Source organism: Caulobacter sp. LARHSG274 (genome assembly GCF_052871235.1).
The window spans coordinates 230,849-249,232 of sequence record NZ_JBIXJO010000005.1 but is presented as its reverse complement, the minus strand read 5'-3'; the positions used below and the strand labels follow the sequence as shown (position 1 = coordinate 249,232).

Sequence of the window (18,384 nt, the reverse complement as noted above, 5' to 3'; positions counted from 1 at the left end):
AAGGGGTTTGACCCGCCCCGACGCCCTTACTTCCGCGCCAGCCAGCGGCCGACCTTGGCGTAGAGCACCTCGCGCTGCACCGGCTTGGCGACGTGGTCGACCATGCCGGCGGCGTAGCAGCGCTCGACCTGCTGGGGCAGGGCGTCGGCGCTCATGGCGATGATCGGCACCTGGCCGTGGTCGCCGTCGAGGGCGCGGATAGCCCGGGTGGCGGCCAGGCCGTCCATCTCCGGCATGTGGATGTCCATCAGGATGATGTCGAAGCCCCCGCGGGCCGCCATGGCCACCGCCTGCTGGCCGTTGTCGGCGGTCTCGACCCGGCAGCCGACCAGGGCCAGCAGGGCCGCCCCCACCTCGCGGTTCATCGGGTGGTCGTCGACCAGCAGGATGCGGGCCGCGGCCGGGTCGTCGATCGGCGCGGGCTCGGCGGCGTCGTAGGCGTCGACCGGGGGCGCGGAGAGCTCGATCCAGAACACCGAGCCATGGTCGGGCGCGCTGTCGACGCCGATCCGACCGCCCATCAGCTCGACCAAGGCCTTGCTGATCGCCAGCCCCAGGCCCGGGCCGCCGTGCGAGCGGCTGGCCGAGCTGTCGACTTGGCTGAAGCGCTGGAACAGCTTGCCCTGGCGTTCGACGGGAATGCCGACGCCGGTGTCGGCGATCTCGAAACGCAGCCGGTCCTCGATGTCGCCCGGTTCGACGGTCAGGCTGGCGCGGATGCGGCCGGCCTCGGTGAACTTCACGGCGTTGTTCAGCAGGTTCAGCAGCACCTGGCGCAGGCGCAGGCCGTCCAGGTCGTGCAGGCCGCCGACCGGATCGACGACCTCGACCTCCAGCTTCAGGCCGCGCGCCTGGGCCTCCGAGCGGATGATGCCGGCGGCGTCGTGCAGCACCGCCGCCGCCGAGGTCGGCTGGAACAGCAGCTCCACCTGGCCGGCCTCGACCCGCGAGAAGTCGAGGATGTCGTTGACCACGGTCAGCAGGGCGCCGCCGGCGCTGTCGATCAGGCCAAGCTGGCGGCGGACGTCGGCGGGCAGGTCGTCGCGCCCGACCAGCAGCTGGGTGAAGCCGAGCACGCTGTTCAGCGGGGTGCGGATCTCATGGCTCATGGTGGCCAGGAATTCGGTCTTGGCCTCGTTGGCGGCCAGGGCCCGGCCCCGGGCGGCGCGGGTCAGGCGCTCGCGGCGCAGCAGCAGCCGGCGCAGCCGCTCCTGCTGGGCCAGGGCCAGGCCGGCGGCCAGGCTGGTGGCGAACAGCACGCCGACGAACATCTGCACCAGCCGGTTCTGCTGGGCCTGCGGCCAGCCCGTATAGACCTGCCCGGTCCACAGGCCCTGCACCGTCAGCGGGATGGCGACGCAGGCGACGATGATCGAGGCCTGGGCCGCGCCGCGCGGCCCCAGCCGGAACGCCGCCAGCAGGGAGACTGGGAACAGCAGGAACGGCAGGGGCAGGCCCTTGGCGTGGAACACGATCGCCGCCAGCAGGGCGATCAGGACATAGAGGCTGATGCGCTCGGCCAGCGGGCGCTGGAAGGCCCGCCGGTGCTCGCTGTCGAGCAGCACCAGCACGGCCGGCAGCACGATCGCCATGCCCAGCACGCTGCACAGGAACCGGTCGGCCAGCACCGTCAGGAAGACTTGGCCATGGACCAGGGCCAGCACCGCCGCGCAGGCCAGGGACGACACGAAGGTCACCGGCGCGGTCAGGGTGGTCAGCAGGGCCAGCTGCCGCATCGTCCGCACCCGGGGGGCGCCGAAGAAGCGCCGGACCACGGCCCAGACCAGGAAGGCCTCGCCGATATCGACGACGGTGTAGAGGGCGGCCCGGTCGGGGCTGTCGCCGACCAGCAGGTCGATCGCCAGGTGGATCAGCACGGCCACGAGGGTCAGGGCGACCTGGCGGCGGCGGTCCAGCACCAGCAAGCCCGCCGCCAGCAGGGCGTTCGACGGCCACAGGGTGGCGATGCCTTGCGGGTCGCGGGTGAGGAAATCGCTGAACGTTTGGCTGGCCGCCAGCGACACGGCCAAAAGCAACAGGAGACCGTCCTGCCGCCGCTGCTCCTGATGGGCGACATTCGCCTGCATGTGGATCCCGCTCCCCGAACGGGAGGAATACGTCCAACTCGCGGGTGGGTTTCTTCGATATTCGATTCTGTGACGCTTTGCCGCATCCTTGAGCAGCGGGCGCGGCCGTCAGGGTTGCGCCCGGTCCTCGCGGACGGCGGTCCGCCGCCGCCAGGTGTCGATCCGGGCCATCAGCGGCGTGGCGGTGACGCCGTGCACCAGGATCGAGCACAGCACGATGAAGCCGGTGATCGCCCACAGCCGGTCCCAGCGGTGGAAGTCGCCGTGGTTGAGGCCGTAGGACAGGTAGTACAGCGACCCGATCCCGCGGATGCCGAAGAAGGCCACCACCGCCCGCTCGCGCGTCGAATGCGGGGCGCCGATCAGGCCGATCCAGCCGGCCAGCGGCCGGACGACGAACACCAGGGCCAAGCCGAAGGCGACCTCCTTCCAGGTCAGGCTGGCCAACAGTCCGCTGGCCACCGCCCCGCCCAGCAGCACCAGGACCAGCATCATCAGCAGGCGCTCCACCTGCTCGGCGAAGTCGTGCATCGCCTCGTGGAATTCGTGGTCGCGCTCGGTTTCGCGCAGGGCCAAGGCCGAGACGAACACCGCCAGGAAGCCGTAGCCGTGGGCGACCTCGGCGACGCCATAGGCCACCAGGGTGGCCCCCAGCGCCACCAGGCCGTCGCCGGTGCCGGAGATCCGCGCGTGCGGCGCCTTGAAGGTCGCCCAGCCCAGCAGCCGGCCGACGGCCCAGCCGACGCCGACGCCGGCCGCCACCCGCCAGACCACGTCGACCCCCAGCCAATGGACCAGCAGCCCCGGGCTGACCGCGCCGCCGGCCAGGGCGAAGGACACCGCCAGGTGCACGAAGGGAAAGGCGAAGCCGTCGTTCAGCCCCGCCTCCGCCGTCAGGGCGAAGCGCGCCTCGCCCTGGTCGCCGGCCCGCGGCGGCCCGACCTGGACGTCGGAGGCCAGCACCGGATCGGTGGGGGCCAGGGCCGCGCCCAGCAGCAGGGCGGCGGCCAGGCCCAGGCCGAGACCGAACACCCCCATCAGGGTCACGCCCAGGATGCTCAGCGGCATGGTCACGGCGATCAGCCGCCAGGCCGAGCCCCAGCGCCGCCAGCCCAGCCGCCGGTCGATCTTCAGGCCCGCCCCCATCAGGGCGACGAGCACCACCACCTCGGTCAGCCGCTCGGTGACGGTGGAAAACCGCACCGGGTCGGGGTGGAAGGGCAGGACCTGGAACGCCGCCACGCCGATCAGCACGCAGAGGATGGCCAGCGACAGCGGCAGCCGGCTCAGGGCCATCGGCAGCCAAGCCACCAGCAGCACGACCACCCCCAGGCCGAGCAGGAACAGCAGATAGGGATCAAACATCCTTATCTAACGCCCGGCGACGGCCAAGGACCCGCGGGGCTTGACCGCGGCGGGCGAACTGAAGGCCCGGTCGGCGCGTTGTGTGCGGCGAAGGAGGCCCCATGGACAAGCTTTTCGCCAAGTTCGCCAACGCCACGGCGCGGATCAGCGGCAGCCCGCCGGCCTTCCTGATCTGCGTCCTGGTGGTCGCAGCCTGGGCCGTCAGCGGGCCGATGTTCGGCTTTTCACAGACCTGGCAGCTGGTGATCAACACCGGCACGACCATCGTCACCTTCCTGATGGTGTTCCTGATCCAGAACACCCAGAACCGCGACGGCGCGGCGATCCAGACCAAGCTCGACGAGCTGATCCTGACCTCGGCGGCCGAGAACCAGTTCATCGGCATCGAGAAGCTGACGGAAAAGGAGCTGGAGGCGATGCACGCCCAGTGCGTCGAACATGCCCGGAAAGTCCAGGAACGGCTCGACAAGGTCACCGCCGAGCGCGAGGCCCGCACCCGGTCCAGGGCCTCGCCCAAGGCCAAGCGCGCCCCGGCCGAGCGCCCGCCCGCCAAGAACGCCCCGGCGCGACGGGTGAAGACGTCCTAGCTACTTCTTCTCCAGCAGCAGGGTCCCCTGCTTCTTGACCTGGCCGGTGACCTTGCCGGCGATCATGCCCAGCAGGCCGGGCAGGACCAGGTCCATGCGCACCGACTGGTCCAGCACGTGCAGCACGCCGGTTATGGTCTGGCCCATCGCCTGGGTCGAGAAGCGCAGCACGTCGCCGTCCCAGGCCTTGTCGACGTTCTTGATGACCCCGCCCGCCTGGCCGATCAGCTGGCCGAACCCCTCCTCGATGCGGCGGCGGGCCTCGGCTGCCCCCAACTGGTGGGGGATGGTGATGGTGATCGGCTGGCTCATCCGTACGGGGCTCCTGACGGGATCGACGTCCCAGGCGACATATGGGGACCCGGCGTCGCCGCCACTACGTCCGGATCTGACGTATCGTGCGGCCAAGGTGCGGCTGTCCACGGAGGAAGCCCCATGACCGACCTCGCCCTGTCCCGTCCTTTCCAAGCCTCGCCGCGCCAGGGCGTTCGCCGCCGGACGCGTCCGGGCCGCCCAAGCGGCCTGCTCGGCGCCGTCAACTATGGCGGCGTGCTGCTGGTCTGGCTGGCCCTGCTGGTCGTGCGGCCGGGCCTGGCCCTGGCGGTGTTCCGCGAGCGCCGCGCCGACTCGCCGATTCCCCGGTTCCGCGCTTAGGGTCTCGCCAAAGGCCGCGATCGGTGAGATGGGCTTGGCATGCGCCGCGCCGTCTCGATCGCCCCCGTCAGCCACCGCCTGAAGGCCCCGTTCCGCATTTCGCGCGGGGTCAAGACCGCCGCCGAGGTGGTGGTGGTCCAGGTCGACGAGGACGGCCTGACCGGTCGCGGCGAGAGCGTGCCCTACGCCCGCTACGGCGAGACCGTCGACAGCGTGCTGGCCCAGCTGCAGCCCGCCGCCCAGGCCTGGCGCGACGGCGCCGCCCCGCACGAGACCCTGGCCGCCCTGCCGGCCGGCGCCGCCCGCAACGCCCTGGACTGCGCCCTGTGGGACTTGCGGGCCAAGCGCGAGGGGCTGAGCGTCGAGGCCCTGACCGCCCTGCCGGTTCCCGAAAGCCTGGTCACCGCCGTCACCGTCAGCCTGGACGCGCCCGAGGCCATGGCCGCCGCCGCCCGGGCCGTGGCCGCCGCGCCGCTGATCAAGGTCAAGCTGTCGGCCGAGGACCCCGCCGCCCGCCTGCTGGCCGTGGCCCGGGCCGCGCCCGACGCCCGGCTGATCGTCGACCCCAACGAGGGCTGGGACTTCGCCATCCTCGACGGCCTCAGGCCCATCCTGTCCGATCTCAACATCGCCCTGGTCGAGCAGCCGCTGCCGGCCGGCGAGGACGCGGCGCTGGACGGCTATGACCCGCCCTATCCGATCTGCGCGGACGAGTCGGTGCATGTGGCGGCCGACCTCGCCGCCCTGCGCGGCCGCTACCGCGCCGTGAACCTCAAGCTCGACAAGGCCGGCGGGCTCAGCGAGGCCCTGCTGATGCTGGAGGAGGCCCGCAACCACGGCTTCATCCTGATGGTCGGCTGCATGGTCGCCTCGTCCCTGGCCATCGCCCCCGCCCTGCACCTGGCCGGGTCCTGCGCCTTCGCCGACCTCGACGGACCCTGGTGGCTGGCGGCGGACCATCCGGGCGGGGCGCGGGTGGCCGACGGACGGCTGGCGCGGCCCCGGCCGGGGTTCTGGGGCGACGGGATCACGGCGACCGGGCTGTGGCTCTAGCAGACAGGTAAAATCGAACCGCCGGCAGCGGTCGCCGTTCTTCCAAGGCCCAAACCGGTCTAGTCGTTGACGGCCCTTTGCCATGAGGATTCCGGATGCCCTTCGACTCGCCGCCCGCCGTGGAACAGGTGATCGTCACCGCCGCCCGCCTGCCGCCGGCGGCGGCCGACGCGGCCTTCTCGATCGTCCACCTGGGGGAGGGCGACCTCAGCCGCAGCCAGCGGGTGGACGAGGCGGTCGGGACCGTGCCCGGGGCCTCGCTGTTTCGCCGCACCTCCAGCCTGTCGGCCAATCCGACCACCCAGGGCGTCAGCCTGCGGGCCATCGCCCCCTCGGGGGCGGGACGGACCCTGGTGACCCTCGACGGCGCGCCGCTCAATGACCCGTTCGGCGGCTGGGTGATCTGGTCGCAGCTGGCGCCGGAGTCCCTGACCGGAATCGACATCGTCCGCGGCGCGGGGGCGGGGCCCTATGGGGCCGGGGCCCTGACCGGGGTCGTCGCCCTGCGCGAGCGCGATGGCGGCATCGCCGCCGACGTCTCGGCTGGCGAGCTAGGCTCGCAGCGCGCCTCGGCGGCGGCGGTCTCGACCCTGGGCCGGTTCGAGCTGTTCGGGGCCGCGTCCTACGACAAGTCCGACGGCTACGTGCCGGTGCGCGGCGCCGCCCGCGGCGCGGCCGACACCCGCGCCGACCTGGAGGCCAAGAGCATCGCCGGCCGGGTCGACCTGTCGACGGGCCTGGGCCTGCTGTCGCTGCGCGGCGGCTTCTTCGAGGAGGACCGCGGGTCCGGCCTGGCGGGCGCGAGGGCCAATGCCTCGGGCAATGTGTTCAGCGCCACCCTGGTCAAGGTTCCGCGCGGCCAGGCCCTGGGCTGGCGGGTGCAGGCCTGGCGGCGGACCAGCGACCTGTTCAACAGCGCGGTCGCCGTGGCCCCCGACCGGTCGTCGACCACGCCGGCCAACAGCCAGGACAAGACCCCGGCCACCGGCACGGGCCTCAACGCCGCCCTGCGCCGCAAGGTCGGCGGGGTGGAGTGGGAGCTCGGGGCCGACGCCCGCTTCAACGACGGCGAGGTGCGCGAGCGCTACCGCTACATGAACGGCGCCTATACCCGCAATCGGGTCGCCGGGGGCGAGACCTCGGTGGTCGGGGCCTATGTCGACGCCTCCTGGACGTCCGGGCCGTGGCTGGCGGCCGGCGGCCTGCGGCTGGACCGCTGGGAGAACCGCGACGGTCGGCGGATCGAGCGCGACGCGGCGACCGGGGCCGTGCTGCTCGACCAGCATCCCACCGATCGCGACGGCGAGGTGGCCAGCGGCCGACTGGGCGTGACCCGGACCCTGGGCCGTGGCCTGGCGCTGCGGGCGAGCGGTTATACCGGCTTTCGGCCGCCGACCCTCAACGAGCTGCACCGGCCGTTCCGGGTCGGCAACGACATCACCGAGGCCAATGCGGCCCTCAAGCCCGAACGGCTGCAGGGGCTCGAACTGGGCGTGACCCGCAAGGGCGCCGACGGCCTGGTCGAGGCCACGGCGTTCTGGAACCGGATCGAGGACCCGATCGCCAATGTCACCATCGGCGCCGGGCCGGGGACCTTCCCGGTCGCCGGCTTCGTGCCGGCCGGCGGGGTGCTGCGCCAGCGCCAGAACGCCGGCCGCATCGACGCCGTCGGCCTGGAGGGCCGGGCCGAGCGCAAGGTGGGGGCGGTGACCCTGACCTCGGCCCTGTCGGTCACCGACGCCCGGGTCGACGGCGGTTCGGACGCTCCGCAGCTGACCGGCAAGCGCCCGGCCCAGGCCCCGATCTGGAGCGCCACGGCGGGGCTGTCGGCCGACCTGACCGACGCGCTGGTCCTGGCCGCCGACCTGACCTGGGAAGGCAAGCGGTTCGAGGACGACCTCAACAGCCGCGTGCTCGACCCCGCCTGGCGCCTCGACGCCCGGCTGGACTGGCGAGTGCGGCCGCTGGTGACGGCCTATGTCGCCGCCGACAACCTGCTGGACGCCGACATCCAGGCCTCGCGGACGGCCGACGGGGTGGCCGGCTACGCCGCGCCGCGGATCGTGCGGGTGGGGCTGCGGCTGGCGCTCTGATCACCGCACCGGCTTGCCCTCGAACACCACCCGGGTCCCCTTGCGCACCGCCGCCCCCAGCTCCGCTGCGTCCCAGTTGGTCAGCCGCACGCAGCCGTGCGAGGCGCGCTTGTTGACCAGCTTGGGGTCGGGGGTGCCGTGGATGCCGTAGGTGTCCTTGGTCAGGTCGATCCAGGTCGAGCCGACCGGGTTGTTGGGACCGGGCCTGATGGTCAGCTTGGCCTTGGGCTTGCCGAACGTCAGGCGCGAGGGGTCGAAGGTGTAGGTCGGCCGGGGGGCGACGGTGTTGACGGCCCATTCGCCGACCGGGGCGGGGCGCTCGGTGCTGCCCACCGTGGCCGGATAGACCGCCAGCAGCCGGCCGCCGTCGTCGAAGGCCTTCAGCACCCCGCGGGCGTTGTCGATCTCGATGCGCCCGACCTTGGCGTCGAGGCCGTCGGGACCGAGGGCGGCGACCACGACGGTCGCGCCGGCCCGGCCGAAATCGACGCCGGGGTTCAGGGCCTGGAGCAGGGGCTCGTCCATGTGGAACCGCTCGGCCAGGGCCTCCAGCGGGCTGGTGTAGCCCAGGGCCGGCAGGGCGGCCATGGCCTCGTAGTCGTCCTTGGGCGGGGCGGGGATGAACGGCCCGGCGACGTCCTGCGGGGTGATCACATAGTCGGTCAGCGCCGGGCCGGCGTCGGCCGTCAGGGCGGCCCAGGTCTGCGGGTTCAGCTGGCCGTCGGCGGGCAGGCCATGGGCCTGCTGGAAGGCCGACAGGGCCAGGGTCAGGTTCGAGCCCTCCTGGCCGTCGATGACGCCGGGCGAGAAGTGGGCGCGGTCGAGCAGCACCTGGGCGCGGACCAGGGCCGGCCGCTTGGCCTCGGGCGTGGCCGCGGCCGGATCGAAGACGGCGGCGTTGATCGCCTGGACCAGGGGCGAGGGCGCGGCGGGCGGCGGGGCGACCGGCGGCGGCGCCTTAGGGGCCGGGGCGGCGGGCTTGGGCGCGGGCGGCGGCTGGTGTTTGGGCGCAGGGTCGGAACAGGCGGCGAGCAGCATCCCCAGGGCCAGCGGCAGGACGGCCAGACGCAAAAGCGGATGCATGAAACATCTCCGGGGCGGAACGCCTTACCGTTCTGAAGCCTTCAGCCATGGCGAAGTTCCCCACACCGCCCCACCGGGGCCAAGGAGCCCCATTGAAGATCCTGAGACGGCTGGTCTGGATTCTGGGCGGCGTGGCGGTGGTCGCCGCCGCCTTCGTCGCCTGGGTGATGTGGCCGGGCGGCGCGTCCTCGCCAAGGCGCGACGAGGACGATCGCGCCCCGCCGCTGGCCCAGCACATCCCGTCCAACGACCCGCCGTCGCGCCCGACCTTCATCCCGGCCCCGGCGAGCGAGCGGACGCCCGAGGACTGCCAGGCCGGCGGCGCGCCCGACAGCGCCGCCCCGGTCAACGCCGCCTCTCTGGGCACCCTGGTCTGGACGCCGTTCGGCCGCGGCGAGGTCGGCTGGGAGATCTACGCCCCCCGCGTCGCCCACGAGATCGAGACCGCCTGCGCGCCCGGGACGCCCCGCTTCGCCGCCGCCCTGGCCCGTTGGCAGGAGGGCCATGGCCTGAAGCCGACCGGGGTGTTCGATCCCGAAACTTTCCAGATCATGCTGGTGCGCTGGCATCGGGCCCGGCCGTTCGCCCGGGTCAACGCCGAGGGAACCTGCCCCGGCGCCCCGCCGGTCTCAAGCCTGGCGACCGCCCGGCCCGAGGAGAGCTATGGCGGCAAGGTCATCCAGCTGCGGCCCGGGGCGCTGGAGGCCTATCGCCGGATGGTTGCCGAGGCGCGGGCGGCGGGGGTGCTGCGCGATCCGCGGGCCCTGACCCTGTTCTCGGGCTTTCGCGATCCGGCCGCCGACGCCGCCCGCTGCGCCCAGGACAACAACTGCCAGGGGGTGGCGCGCAGCATCTGCTCGTCCCACCGCACGGGCCTCGCCATCGACGTCTTCATCGCCGCCGCCCCGGGCTTCGGCCCCGACTCCAGCAACGACACCAACCGGCTGATCATGGCCCGGTCGGACCTTTATCGCTGGCTGGTCGCCAACGCCGGGCGGTTCGGCTTCGTCAACTATCCGTTCGAGCCCTGGCATTGGGAGTGGACCGGCGAGCCGCTGCTGTCCGGGACGCCGATCGCCAGCCTGCCGCAGGCCGGCTCCGGCCGGCCGGGCGATCCGCTGCTCAGTCGGCCCGCAGCACCGGGGCCGGGCGCTGGGCCAGGGCCAGGGCCGCCGCCAGCAGGCCGCCCGCCGTCGAAAGTCCCGCCGCCCCGGCCAGCAGCGCCATGACCCCGCCCCAGTCGATGCTCCAGGTCGCCTCGAACACCTTGACCACCACCGGCCAGGCGGCGGCGAAGCCGAGGGCCACGCCCGCCGCCCCGGCGATCAGCCCGACCGCGCCATATTCGATGGCGTAGGCCGCCAGGATCTGGCCGCGGGTCGCCCCCAGCACCTTCAGCGTCGCGGCCTCGCGGGCCCGGGCCCGGGCTCCGGCGGCGATCGCCCCGGCCAGCACCAGCAGACCGGCCAGGGCCGCCACCGCCGCCGCGCCGCGCACCGCCAGGGCCAGGCGGTCGAACAGGGCGGCGGCGGCGTCCAGCTGCTCGCGGACGCTGATCACGTTGACGCCCGGAAAGCTGACCCCCAGCCGGCGGGTCAGCGCCGCCTCGCGCCCCTTGTCCAGGCGGGCGATGGCGACATTGCGCAGGTCCGCGCCTTCCAGCGCCCTGGGATTGAGGACGATGTTGAAATTGGGCCCGAAGCCGCCGAACTCGATCTTGCGCAGCACCGCGACCCGGGCCTCGATGTCGCGGCCGAGGATGGTCAGGGTGATGGCGTCGCCGACCTTCAGCCCCGCGCCCTGGGCCAGCTCGGCGTTCAGCGCCACCTGCGGCGGGCCGGCGTAACCGGGCGACCACCACTGGCCGGCGACCGTGCGGTGGTCGCCGCTGCGATCGTCGGCCGGCGCGCCGGGCAGCAGGGTCAGGCCGATGTCGTTGTCGAAGGCCCAGCGCTGGCCGGGCTTGATCGTCTGCAGGTCGACCGGCCGGCCCTTCAGGCCGCTGATCCGGCCGGTGGCGAACGGCAGGCGCAGATAGGCAGCCGGGGTCAGCGGACCCATGACCCGGGCGACCTCGGCGTCGAAGGCGGCGGCCTGGTCGCCGGGGATCTCGGTGAAGACCATGGCCGGGGCGGTGCGCGGCGCGGCGGTGGTCAGCTGGGCCAGCAGGGCCGACTGGATCAGCACCACGCAGGCCAGCAGGGCCACGCCCAGGCCGATGGCCGGGCTGGCGGTGCGGGCGGCCGAGCCGGGTCCGGCCAGATTGGCCAGGCCCAGGCGAGCCGGGCCGTGGACCCAGCGGCGCGCTCGCCCCGCGCCCCAGGCCGCCGCCCGTCCCAGCGCCCATAGCAGGGCGAAGGCCAGGGCGACGCCGGCGATCATGATCGCCGCCGCCAGCGGGGTGGGGGCCGTGGCCACGGCCAGGGCGGCCAGGCCCAGACCGGCCAGGCCCGCGCCCAGGGTCTCCAGGCTCAGCGGGATGGCGCCGCTCAGCGCGCGGCGGAACAGGGCCGAGGGCGGGGTGCGGCGGGCCCTCGCCAGCGGGATCAGCGAGAAGGCCGCCGCCGCCAGCAGGCCGAACAGCCCGGCCTTGGCCAGGGGCCAGGGATAGACCGCGAACAGGGCCGGGATCGGCAGTGCGCCCTGGGTCAGCCGGCCCAGCAGCAGCGGCGCGACCGCCCCGATCGCCAGACCGAGGACCACGCCGAGGGCGGCCAGCAGGCCGATCTGGACCAGGTAGAGGTTGCGGATCAGCGCCCCGTCCGCGCCCAGGGCCTTGAGCACGGCGATCGACCGCTCGCGGGTCGCCAGATAGGCGCTCACCGCGCCGGCCACGCCCAGGCCGCCGGCCACCAGCGAGGCCAGGCCAATGAAGCCGAGGAAATATTCCAGCTGGTCGATCAGCCGGCGCGCGCCCGGCGCGGCGTCCAGCCGGTCGCGGGCCTCGAGCCCGGAATCGGGGAACGCCGCCTGGGTCGCTTTGCCGACCGCGCGGGGATCCTGGCCGGCGGGCAGGGCGATGCGGACGGCGCGGCCAGACAGGCCGCCGGGGGCCAGCAGGCCCGAGCCCTCCAGCACCTCGCGGCGGACCATGACCCGCGGCCCCAGGGCGAAGCCCCGCGACAGGCCGTCGGGCTCGCTGACCAGCACGGCGCGGACGATCAGGGTCATTGGTCCCGCCTCGAAGCGGTCGCCCAGCTTCAGGTGCAGGCGCTCGAGCAGGGCCGGCTCGACCGCCGCCCCCGGGACGCCGTCGTGCTCGGCGAGGGCGGTCTTCAGGTCGGGCGCGCCGTCGATCTTCACCGTTCCGGCCAGGGGGAAGCGGCCGTCGACGCCGCGCAGGCTGATCAGCCGCCGCTCGCCGCCGGCCGTCTGGGCCATGGCCCGGGCGGCGGCCGTGTAGGTGGTCACCCCCAGCCGGTCGAAGGCGGCGCGCTCGGCGGCGGTGAAGTCGCGGTTCTCGACCGAGAAATAGAGGTCGCCGCCGAGAATCTCGCGGGCCTGGCTGGCCAGGCCGTGGCGGAAGGCCTCGGCGGTCGAGCCGGCGGCGGCGATGGCGGCCACGCCCAGGGCCAGGCAGGCCAGGAAGATGCGAAAGCCGCGCACGCCCGAGCGCAGTTCGCGGGCCGCCAGTCTCAGCGAGAGGGCGGCCATCAGCCTTCGATCCGGCCGTCGGCCATCCGCACGATGCGGTCGGCGCGCTCGGCCAGCACCGGGTCGTGGGTGACCATCACCAGGGCCGCCCCGACCTCGGCGACCAGGGCGAACATTAGGTCGGCGACGGTGGCGGCGGTCCGGGCGTCGAGATTGCCGGTCGGCTCGTCGGCGAACAGCAGGGCGGGGCGCGCGGCCAGGGCCCGGGCCAGGGCCACCCGCTGCTGCTCGCCCCCCGACAGCTGGTGCGGATAGTGGGTCAGGCGCGCCGACAGCCCCACTCGGTCCAGCCACTGGCGGGCGACGGGCAGGGCGTCGCGGACTCCGGCGATCTCCAGCGGCGTGGCGACGTTCTCCTCGGCGGTCATGTTGGGCAGCAGGTGGAAGGCCTGGAACACCAGGGCCGCGCGACCGCGCCGCAGCCGCGCTCGGCCGTCCTCGTCCAGTCGCGCCAGGTCCTGGTCGAACAGGCGCACCGCGCCGGAAGTCGGCTGCTCCAGCCCGGCCCCGACGGCGATCAGCGACGACTTGCCCGAGCCCGACGGCCCGATCACCGCCAGCCGCTCGCCCGATCCCACCGCCAGATCCACGCCGCGCAGGATGTTCACCGGTCCGGCCGCCGACGGCAGGGTCAGGGTCACGGCGTCGAGGGCCAGGACGGCGGGCGCGGCGGGACTGGTCATGAAACTTCCTGAATCGACGGCCATTGTTGCAGCGGGACCGAGCCTACATAGGAAGACATGAGCTTCACCGCACCGCGTTTTCTCGATCGTCGCCGGATCCTGGCCGGCCTGGTCCTGGCCACCCAGATCGCCGCCGCCCGCGCCCAGGCCAAGCCGCCGGTGGTCACGGTGCTCGGCGACTCGATCACTGCCGGCCTGGGGCTGCCGGCCCGCGACGCCATGCCGGCCCAACTGCAGGCGGCGCTGAGCCGGATGGGCGTGCCGGCTGTGGTGCGGGCGGCCGGGGTGTCGGGCGACACCAGCGGCGGCGGCCTGGCGCGGGTCGATTTCAGCGTCGCGCCCGATACGGCGCTGTGCGTGGTGGCCCTGGGCGGCAATGACCTGCTGCAGGGCGTCGAGCCGCGGGTGACCAAGGCCAATCTGCGCAACATCCTGCTGAAACTGCGGACCCGGCGGATCCCCGTGCTGCTGGTCGGGGTCGGGGCGCCGCCCCTGATCGGGGCGGCCTATGCGCGGGAGTTCAACGCCCTCTATCCGGCCCTGGCCCGCGAGTTCGCCGCGCCGCTCTATCCCAACATCCTGGCGGGCGTGGGCGGGGTGCGACGGCTGATGCAGGGCGACGGCATCCACCCCAATGCGGCCGGGGCGCGGATCATCGGCGAACGCCTGGCCCCGGTCGTGGCCCAGGCCTTGAGGGCGCGGCCGGCCTGACGCCGATCGTCAGCTGAAGAACTCGACCGCCACCAGCACCACGCCGGCGATCCAGGCCGTCTCGATCACCATCAGCGCCACCGGCCGCCAGCCGGCGGTGATCAGGGCCTTGAACGAGGTCTTCATGCCCAGGCCCGCGATCGCGGTGACCAGGCACCAGCGCGAGACCTCGGCGGCGGCGTCGGTGACCGGCTTGCCGAGCCAGCCCAGGCTGTTGACGATCACCAGGGCCGCGAACCCGACCAGGAACAGCGGCACGGTCGGCTTGGCGCCGCCGGTCGCCCCCGGGGCCATCCGGGCCGCGAAGAAGGCGATGGCGAACACCACCGGCAGCAGCATGGTCACGCGCAGCAGCTTGACATAGGTGGCCACGTCGCCGGTGTGCGGCGAGATCATGTAGCCGGCCCCGACCACCTGGGCGACGTCATGGATGGTGCCGCCCAGGAAGATTCCGGCCCGGGTGTGGTCCAGGTGCAGGGCGGCGGTCAGCAGCGGATAGGTGATCATGGCGATGGTCGACAGGGCGGTGACCGTGACCACCGCCAGGATGGTGTCGCGCTCGCTGTCCTTGCCGCGCGGCAGCACCGAGGCGATGGCCAGGGCCGCCGAGGCTCCGCAGATGCCCACCGCTCCGCCCGACAGCACCCCGAAGCTGGCGCGCAGGCCCAGGCGCTTCGCGAGCACCGCGCCCAAGGCGATGGTCGAGCCGATAGCGATCACCACCGTGACGATCGGGGTTAGGCCCAGGCCGAGGATCTGGCTGGCGGTGATCCGCGCCCCCAGCAGGGCGACGCCGAACCGCAGCACGGCCTTGGACGAGAACTCGATGCCGGGGATGCAGCGGCCTTCCTGGTGCAGGAAGTGGAAGGTCATGCCGAACAGCAGCGCGAACAGCATCACCGGCGCGCCGTAGTGCTGGGCCAGCCATTGCGAGGCCAGGGCGATGGTCGCAGCCACTAGCACGCCGGGATAGAGCTTGCGCAGCGCCGCCTGGCCCGGAAGGCTGGCCCGGGCCGCCGGCGCGGCGGGCTCGACCCGTGACAGCCCCTCCATGCCCTCCAGCGACTGGAAGAGCGCCCTGGCGGCGGCGGTGTCGGTGTCGAGATCGGAATGCATGCCCACGCCCCAGGCCGGCGAGTCGCGCCGGTTCCGGATGATCGACACGCGACGGCGCGCCAAGGCAAGGGTTTTGGCTTTTGCCGGCCGCACGGGCCGGGGCGGCAGTCTTTAGTCCGGACGGTTGAAACGCCGCTTCACCCCCATCCCCGGCCCTTCCCCATCGAGGGGGAAGGGAGGAGAAGGACCTACAGTTCCCGGCCGCCCGGCAGCGGTTCGGGGGCGTGCAGGGCGTGGGCGGGCGCGCGCTTCTGGTGCATGAACAGGCGGTCGGTGATCTTGGTCGACCAGTTCTTCAGCATGTCCATGAACACGAACACCACCGGGATGTAGAGCAGCGACAGGAAGGTCGAGGTGATCAGGCCGCCGATCACCGCGATCGCCATCGGGGCCCGGAACTCGGTGTCGGCCCCGAAGCCCAGCGCCACCGGCATCATGCCCGCGGCCATGGCCACCGTGGTCATGATGATCGGCCGGGCCCGCTTGTGGGCGGCGTCGAGCAGAGCCTCGCGGCGGGTCATGCCGCCCTTCATGGCCATGATCGCGTATTCGACCAGCAGGATCGAGTTCTTGGCGGCGATGCCCATCAGCATCAGGATGCCGATCAGGGTCGCCAGCGAGAAGCTGCTGTGGGCCAGGACCAGCAGGGCGAAGGCGCCGCCGATGGCCAGGGGCAGGGCGGCCATGATGGTCACCGGATGGGCGAAGCTGCGGAACAGCAGCACCAGCACCATGTACATCAGCAGGATGCCCGTGACGAAGGCGGCGATGAAGCCGGTCATCATCTCCTGCAGGAACTCGATGTCGCCGGCCGCCGCTTCGCGCACGCCGGGCGGCAGGTTCTTGACCGACGACAGGGCGTGGACGCGCTTGGCGGCCTCGCCGACGACGATGCCGTCCAGCTCGGCGGTGATCTCGGCCACCCGCGAGCGGTCCTGGCGCGAGATCTGCGACGGGCCGGCCCCGAAGCGCACGTCGGCGACGGCGTTCAGCGGCACCGAGCCGCCGTTGCTGGAGGGAACCTTGAGGGTCTCCAGCACCGACATGTTCTGGCGGGCGTCTTCGGTCAGGCGCAGGCGGATCGGCACCTGGCGGTCGCCCAGATTGTACTTGGGCAGGGACTGGTCGATGTCGCCGATGGTGGCCACGCGCACGGCCTGGGAGATCGCCCCGGCCGAGACCCCGGCCCGGGCGGCCTGGTCGGGCTTGGGCGAGACGATGATCTCGGGCCGGGCGATGGCGGCGGTGTTGACCACATTGGCCAGGCCCGGGACGCTGCGCATCTGGGTCTCGACCGCGCGGGCGGCCGCCTCCAGCTGCGGGCCGTTGTCGCCGATCAGCCGCAGGGTGTAGCTGGAGCCGTCGCTGGGACCGCCGCCGTTATTGCTGCCGGCGCCGATGCGGGCTCCGGGGATGGCCTTGAACTGGTCGACCATCTGGCGACTGAAGTCGCGCTGGCTGATCCGCTCGCCCTTGGGCGTCAGGTCGGCGGTGATGCTGGCCTTGTTGACGCCGTCGCTGCCGACCGCCGCGAAGACGCCGGTCACTTCCGGACGGGCCCGCAGTTCGCGGGTCATGCGCTGGACCACCGCGTCGGTCTCGTCGAGGGTCGAGCCGGGGGGCAGTTCGACGCTGAACGGCGCGCGGCCGCGATCGGCGGCCGGTTGGAACTCGAACGGCAGCTTCTGGGCCAGGGTCACCGAGGCGAACAGGATCGGCAGGGCCAGCAGGGCGACGACGATCTTGTGGCCCAGCGCCCAGTTCAGCGACTTCAGATAGGGGGCCATCCAGAACGGATCGGCGTCGGGCTTGTGGTGGGCCTTGAGCATGTAGGCGCCCATCAGCGGCGTCAGCATGCGGGCCACCAGCAGCGAGAACAGCACCGAGATGCAGGCCGCCAGGGCGAAGGCCTTGAAGAACTGGCCGACGATGCCGGGCATGAAGCCGACCGGCGCGAACACCGCCACGATGGTGAAGGTGGTGGCCACCACCGCCAGGCCGATCTCGTCGGCGGCCTCCATCGCCGCGTCATAGGGCGACTTGCCGCCGCGCATGTGGCGGACGATGTTCTCGATCTCGACGATGGCGTCGTCGACCAGGATGCCGACGGTCAGGGACAGGGCCAGCAGGGTGATGCCGTTCAGCGACTGGCCCAGCGGGGCCATGACCGCGAAGGTCGGCAGCAGCGACAGCGGGATGGCCACCGCGGCCAGCAGGGTCGCCCGCCAGTCGCGCAGGAATAGCAGCACCACCAGCACCGCCAGCAGCGCGCCCAAGCCCAGGGCCTCCAGCGAGGCGTAGTAGCTCTGCTCGATATATTTCACGTTCGAGGTCAGCTCGACGATCTTCAGCTCGGGATGGGCCTTGTCGAGCTTCTCGACGGTCTCGCGGACCTTCTCGGCGACCTTGACCTCGCTGGCGCCGCGCGAGCGGACCATGTTGAAGGTCACGACCTCCTGGTTGTTGAAGCGGGCGCGGTCGCGCGGCTCGGCCCAGCGGTCCTCGACCTCGCCCAGGTCGCCCAGGCGGACCGTCTGGCCGTTGCCCAGCTGGACGCGGGTCTCGCGCAGCTGGTCGACCGAGCCGGCCGCGCCCAGGGTGCGGATGGCGCGCTCGGACCCGGAGACGGTGATGCGGCCGCCGGGCAGGTCGGCGTTGGCCGACTGCAGGGCCTGGCTGACCTGGGCGGCGGTGACGCCGCGGGCGGCCAGGCGGTCGGGGTCGAGCGCCACCTGGATCTCGCGGCTGACGCCGCCCTGGCGCTTGACCTCGCCGACGCCCTTGATCGCCAGCAGGGCGCGGCTGACGTCGTTGTCGACGAACCAGCTGCGCTGTTCGGGCGTCAGGGTCGGGGCCTGGACCACATAGGTGATCAGGGCGTTGCCCGAGATGTCGATGCGGGTGACGTTGGGAATCTGCATGTCCTGGGGCAGGGAGCTTTGCAGATTGGCCATGGCGTTGCGGACGTCGTTGGTCACCCGCTCGTGGTCGACGCCCAGTTCGAATTCGATGAAGGTCGTGGAATAGCCGTCGCCGACCGTCGAGGTGACGTGGCGCACCTGGCCGAGGCCGGCGACCGAGTCCTCGATCAGCCGGGTGACCTGGGTCTCCAGCTCGGTGGGGGCGGCGCCGGGGCGCGAGGCGTTGATCAGCACCAGCGGCAGGTCGACGTCGGGATTGTCGTTGATCCGCATGCTGCTGAAGCCGGAGATGCCGGCCAGGGTCAGCAGCAGGAACAGCAGGATGACGGGGATCGGGTTCTTGATCGCCCAGCGGGAGATGTTGTTCATCGCCGGCT

At 72.7% G+C, this 18,384-nt stretch carries 14 protein-coding genes; 6 read left to right on the top strand and 8 right to left on the bottom strand.

What is annotated here, in order from left to right; translation table 11 throughout:
- Nucleotides 1-26: 26 nt before the first annotated feature.
- Nucleotides 27-2,087 (bottom strand): ATP-binding protein, encoded by a 2,061-nt coding sequence (locus tag ACIPQB_RS12580; RefSeq protein WP_446485570.1) that lies wholly within the window; start codon nt 2,085-2,087, stop codon nt 27-29.
- Nucleotides 2,088-2,195: 108 nt separating this feature from the next.
- Nucleotides 2,196-3,452: a cation:proton antiporter gene (locus ACIPQB_RS12575; protein WP_446485569.1), complete on the bottom strand. Its 1,257-nt coding sequence runs from the start codon at nt 3,450-3,452 to the stop codon at nt 2,196-2,198.
- Nucleotides 3,453-3,553: 101 nt separating this feature from the next.
- Between ACIPQB_RS12575 and ACIPQB_RS12570 the strand changes: the two genes are divergently transcribed.
- Entirely contained in the window at nt 3,554-4,039 is a 486-nt protein-coding gene (locus ACIPQB_RS12570) for a low affinity iron permease family protein (RefSeq protein WP_446485568.1), read from the top strand.
- Here ACIPQB_RS12570 and ACIPQB_RS12565 read toward each other — a convergent pair whose 3' ends face one another.
- Nucleotides 4,040-4,351 carry a polyhydroxyalkanoic acid system family protein gene (locus tag ACIPQB_RS12565; RefSeq protein WP_446485567.1) on the bottom strand — a complete coding sequence of 104 codons (312 nt, stop codon included), beginning with the start codon at nt 4,349-4,351 and terminating at the stop codon, nt 4,040-4,042.
- Nucleotides 4,352-4,474: 123 nt separating this feature from the next.
- On the opposite strand from ACIPQB_RS12565, the gene didA reads away from it, so the two are divergent.
- From didA to ACIPQB_RS12550, 3 genes are all read left to right on the top strand, one after another.
- Nucleotides 4,475-4,693 carry a DNA damage-induced SOS-independent cell division inhibitor A gene (gene didA / locus ACIPQB_RS12560; RefSeq protein WP_446485566.1) on the top strand — a complete coding sequence of 73 codons (219 nt, stop codon included), beginning with the start codon at nt 4,475-4,477 and terminating at the stop codon, nt 4,691-4,693.
- Nucleotides 4,694-4,732: 39 nt separating this feature from the next.
- Nucleotides 4,733-5,746, top strand: coding sequence for an N-acetyl-D-Glu racemase DgcA (dgcA, locus tag ACIPQB_RS12555; protein ID WP_446485565.1), 1,014 nt, complete (start codon nt 4,733-4,735; stop codon nt 5,744-5,746).
- Nucleotides 5,747-5,841: 95 nt separating this feature from the next.
- Entirely contained in the window at nt 5,842-7,839 is a 1,998-nt protein-coding gene (locus tag ACIPQB_RS12550; RefSeq protein WP_446485564.1) for a TonB-dependent receptor, read from the top strand.
- Here ACIPQB_RS12550 and ACIPQB_RS12545 read toward each other — a convergent pair whose 3' ends face one another.
- Nucleotides 7,840-8,922 (bottom strand): L,D-transpeptidase family protein, encoded by a 1,083-nt coding sequence (locus tag ACIPQB_RS12545; RefSeq protein ID WP_446485563.1) that lies wholly within the window; start codon nt 8,920-8,922, stop codon nt 7,840-7,842.
- A 92-nt stretch (nt 8,923-9,014) separates the two neighbouring features.
- On the opposite strand from ACIPQB_RS12545, the gene ACIPQB_RS12540 reads away from it, so the two are divergent.
- Nucleotides 9,015-10,151: a D-alanyl-D-alanine carboxypeptidase family protein gene (locus ACIPQB_RS12540; protein ID WP_446485562.1), complete on the top strand. Its 1,137-nt coding sequence runs from the start codon at nt 9,015-9,017 to the stop codon at nt 10,149-10,151.
- Here the strand turns inward: ACIPQB_RS12540 and ACIPQB_RS12535 are convergent.
- Together ACIPQB_RS12535 and ACIPQB_RS12530 are read right to left on the bottom strand one after the other, a co-directional pair.
- On the bottom strand, nt 10,045-12,576 hold the full coding sequence (locus ACIPQB_RS12535) for an ABC transporter permease (protein WP_446485561.1): 2,532 nt from the start codon (nt 12,574-12,576) through the stop codon (nt 10,045-10,047). The two genes, ACIPQB_RS12540 and ACIPQB_RS12535, sit on opposite strands and share 107 nt — an antisense overlap.
- On the bottom strand, nt 12,576-13,259 hold the full coding sequence (locus tag ACIPQB_RS12530) for an ABC transporter ATP-binding protein (protein WP_446485560.1): 684 nt from the start codon (nt 13,257-13,259) through the stop codon (nt 12,576-12,578). The genes ACIPQB_RS12535 and ACIPQB_RS12530 overlap by 1 nt, the downstream gene beginning before the upstream one ends.
- A 57-nt stretch (nt 13,260-13,316) precedes the next feature.
- On the opposite strand from ACIPQB_RS12530, the gene ACIPQB_RS12525 reads away from it, so the two are divergent.
- Nucleotides 13,317-13,970: an arylesterase gene (locus ACIPQB_RS12525; protein ID WP_446485559.1), complete on the top strand. Its 654-nt coding sequence runs from the start codon at nt 13,317-13,319 to the stop codon at nt 13,968-13,970.
- Between the two features lie 9 nt (nt 13,971-13,979).
- Here the strand turns inward: ACIPQB_RS12525 and ACIPQB_RS12520 are convergent, their stop codons facing one another.
- Together ACIPQB_RS12520 and ACIPQB_RS12515 are read right to left on the bottom strand one after the other, a co-directional pair.
- Nucleotides 13,980-15,134, bottom strand: coding sequence for a YeiH family protein (locus ACIPQB_RS12520; RefSeq protein WP_446485558.1), 1,155 nt, complete (start codon nt 15,132-15,134; stop codon nt 13,980-13,982).
- 140 nt (nt 15,135-15,274) lie between these two features.
- Nucleotides 15,275-18,376 (bottom strand): efflux RND transporter permease subunit, encoded by a 3,102-nt coding sequence (locus ACIPQB_RS12515; protein WP_446485557.1) that lies wholly within the window; start codon nt 18,374-18,376, stop codon nt 15,275-15,277.
- Nucleotides 18,377-18,384: the final 8 nt, after the last annotated feature.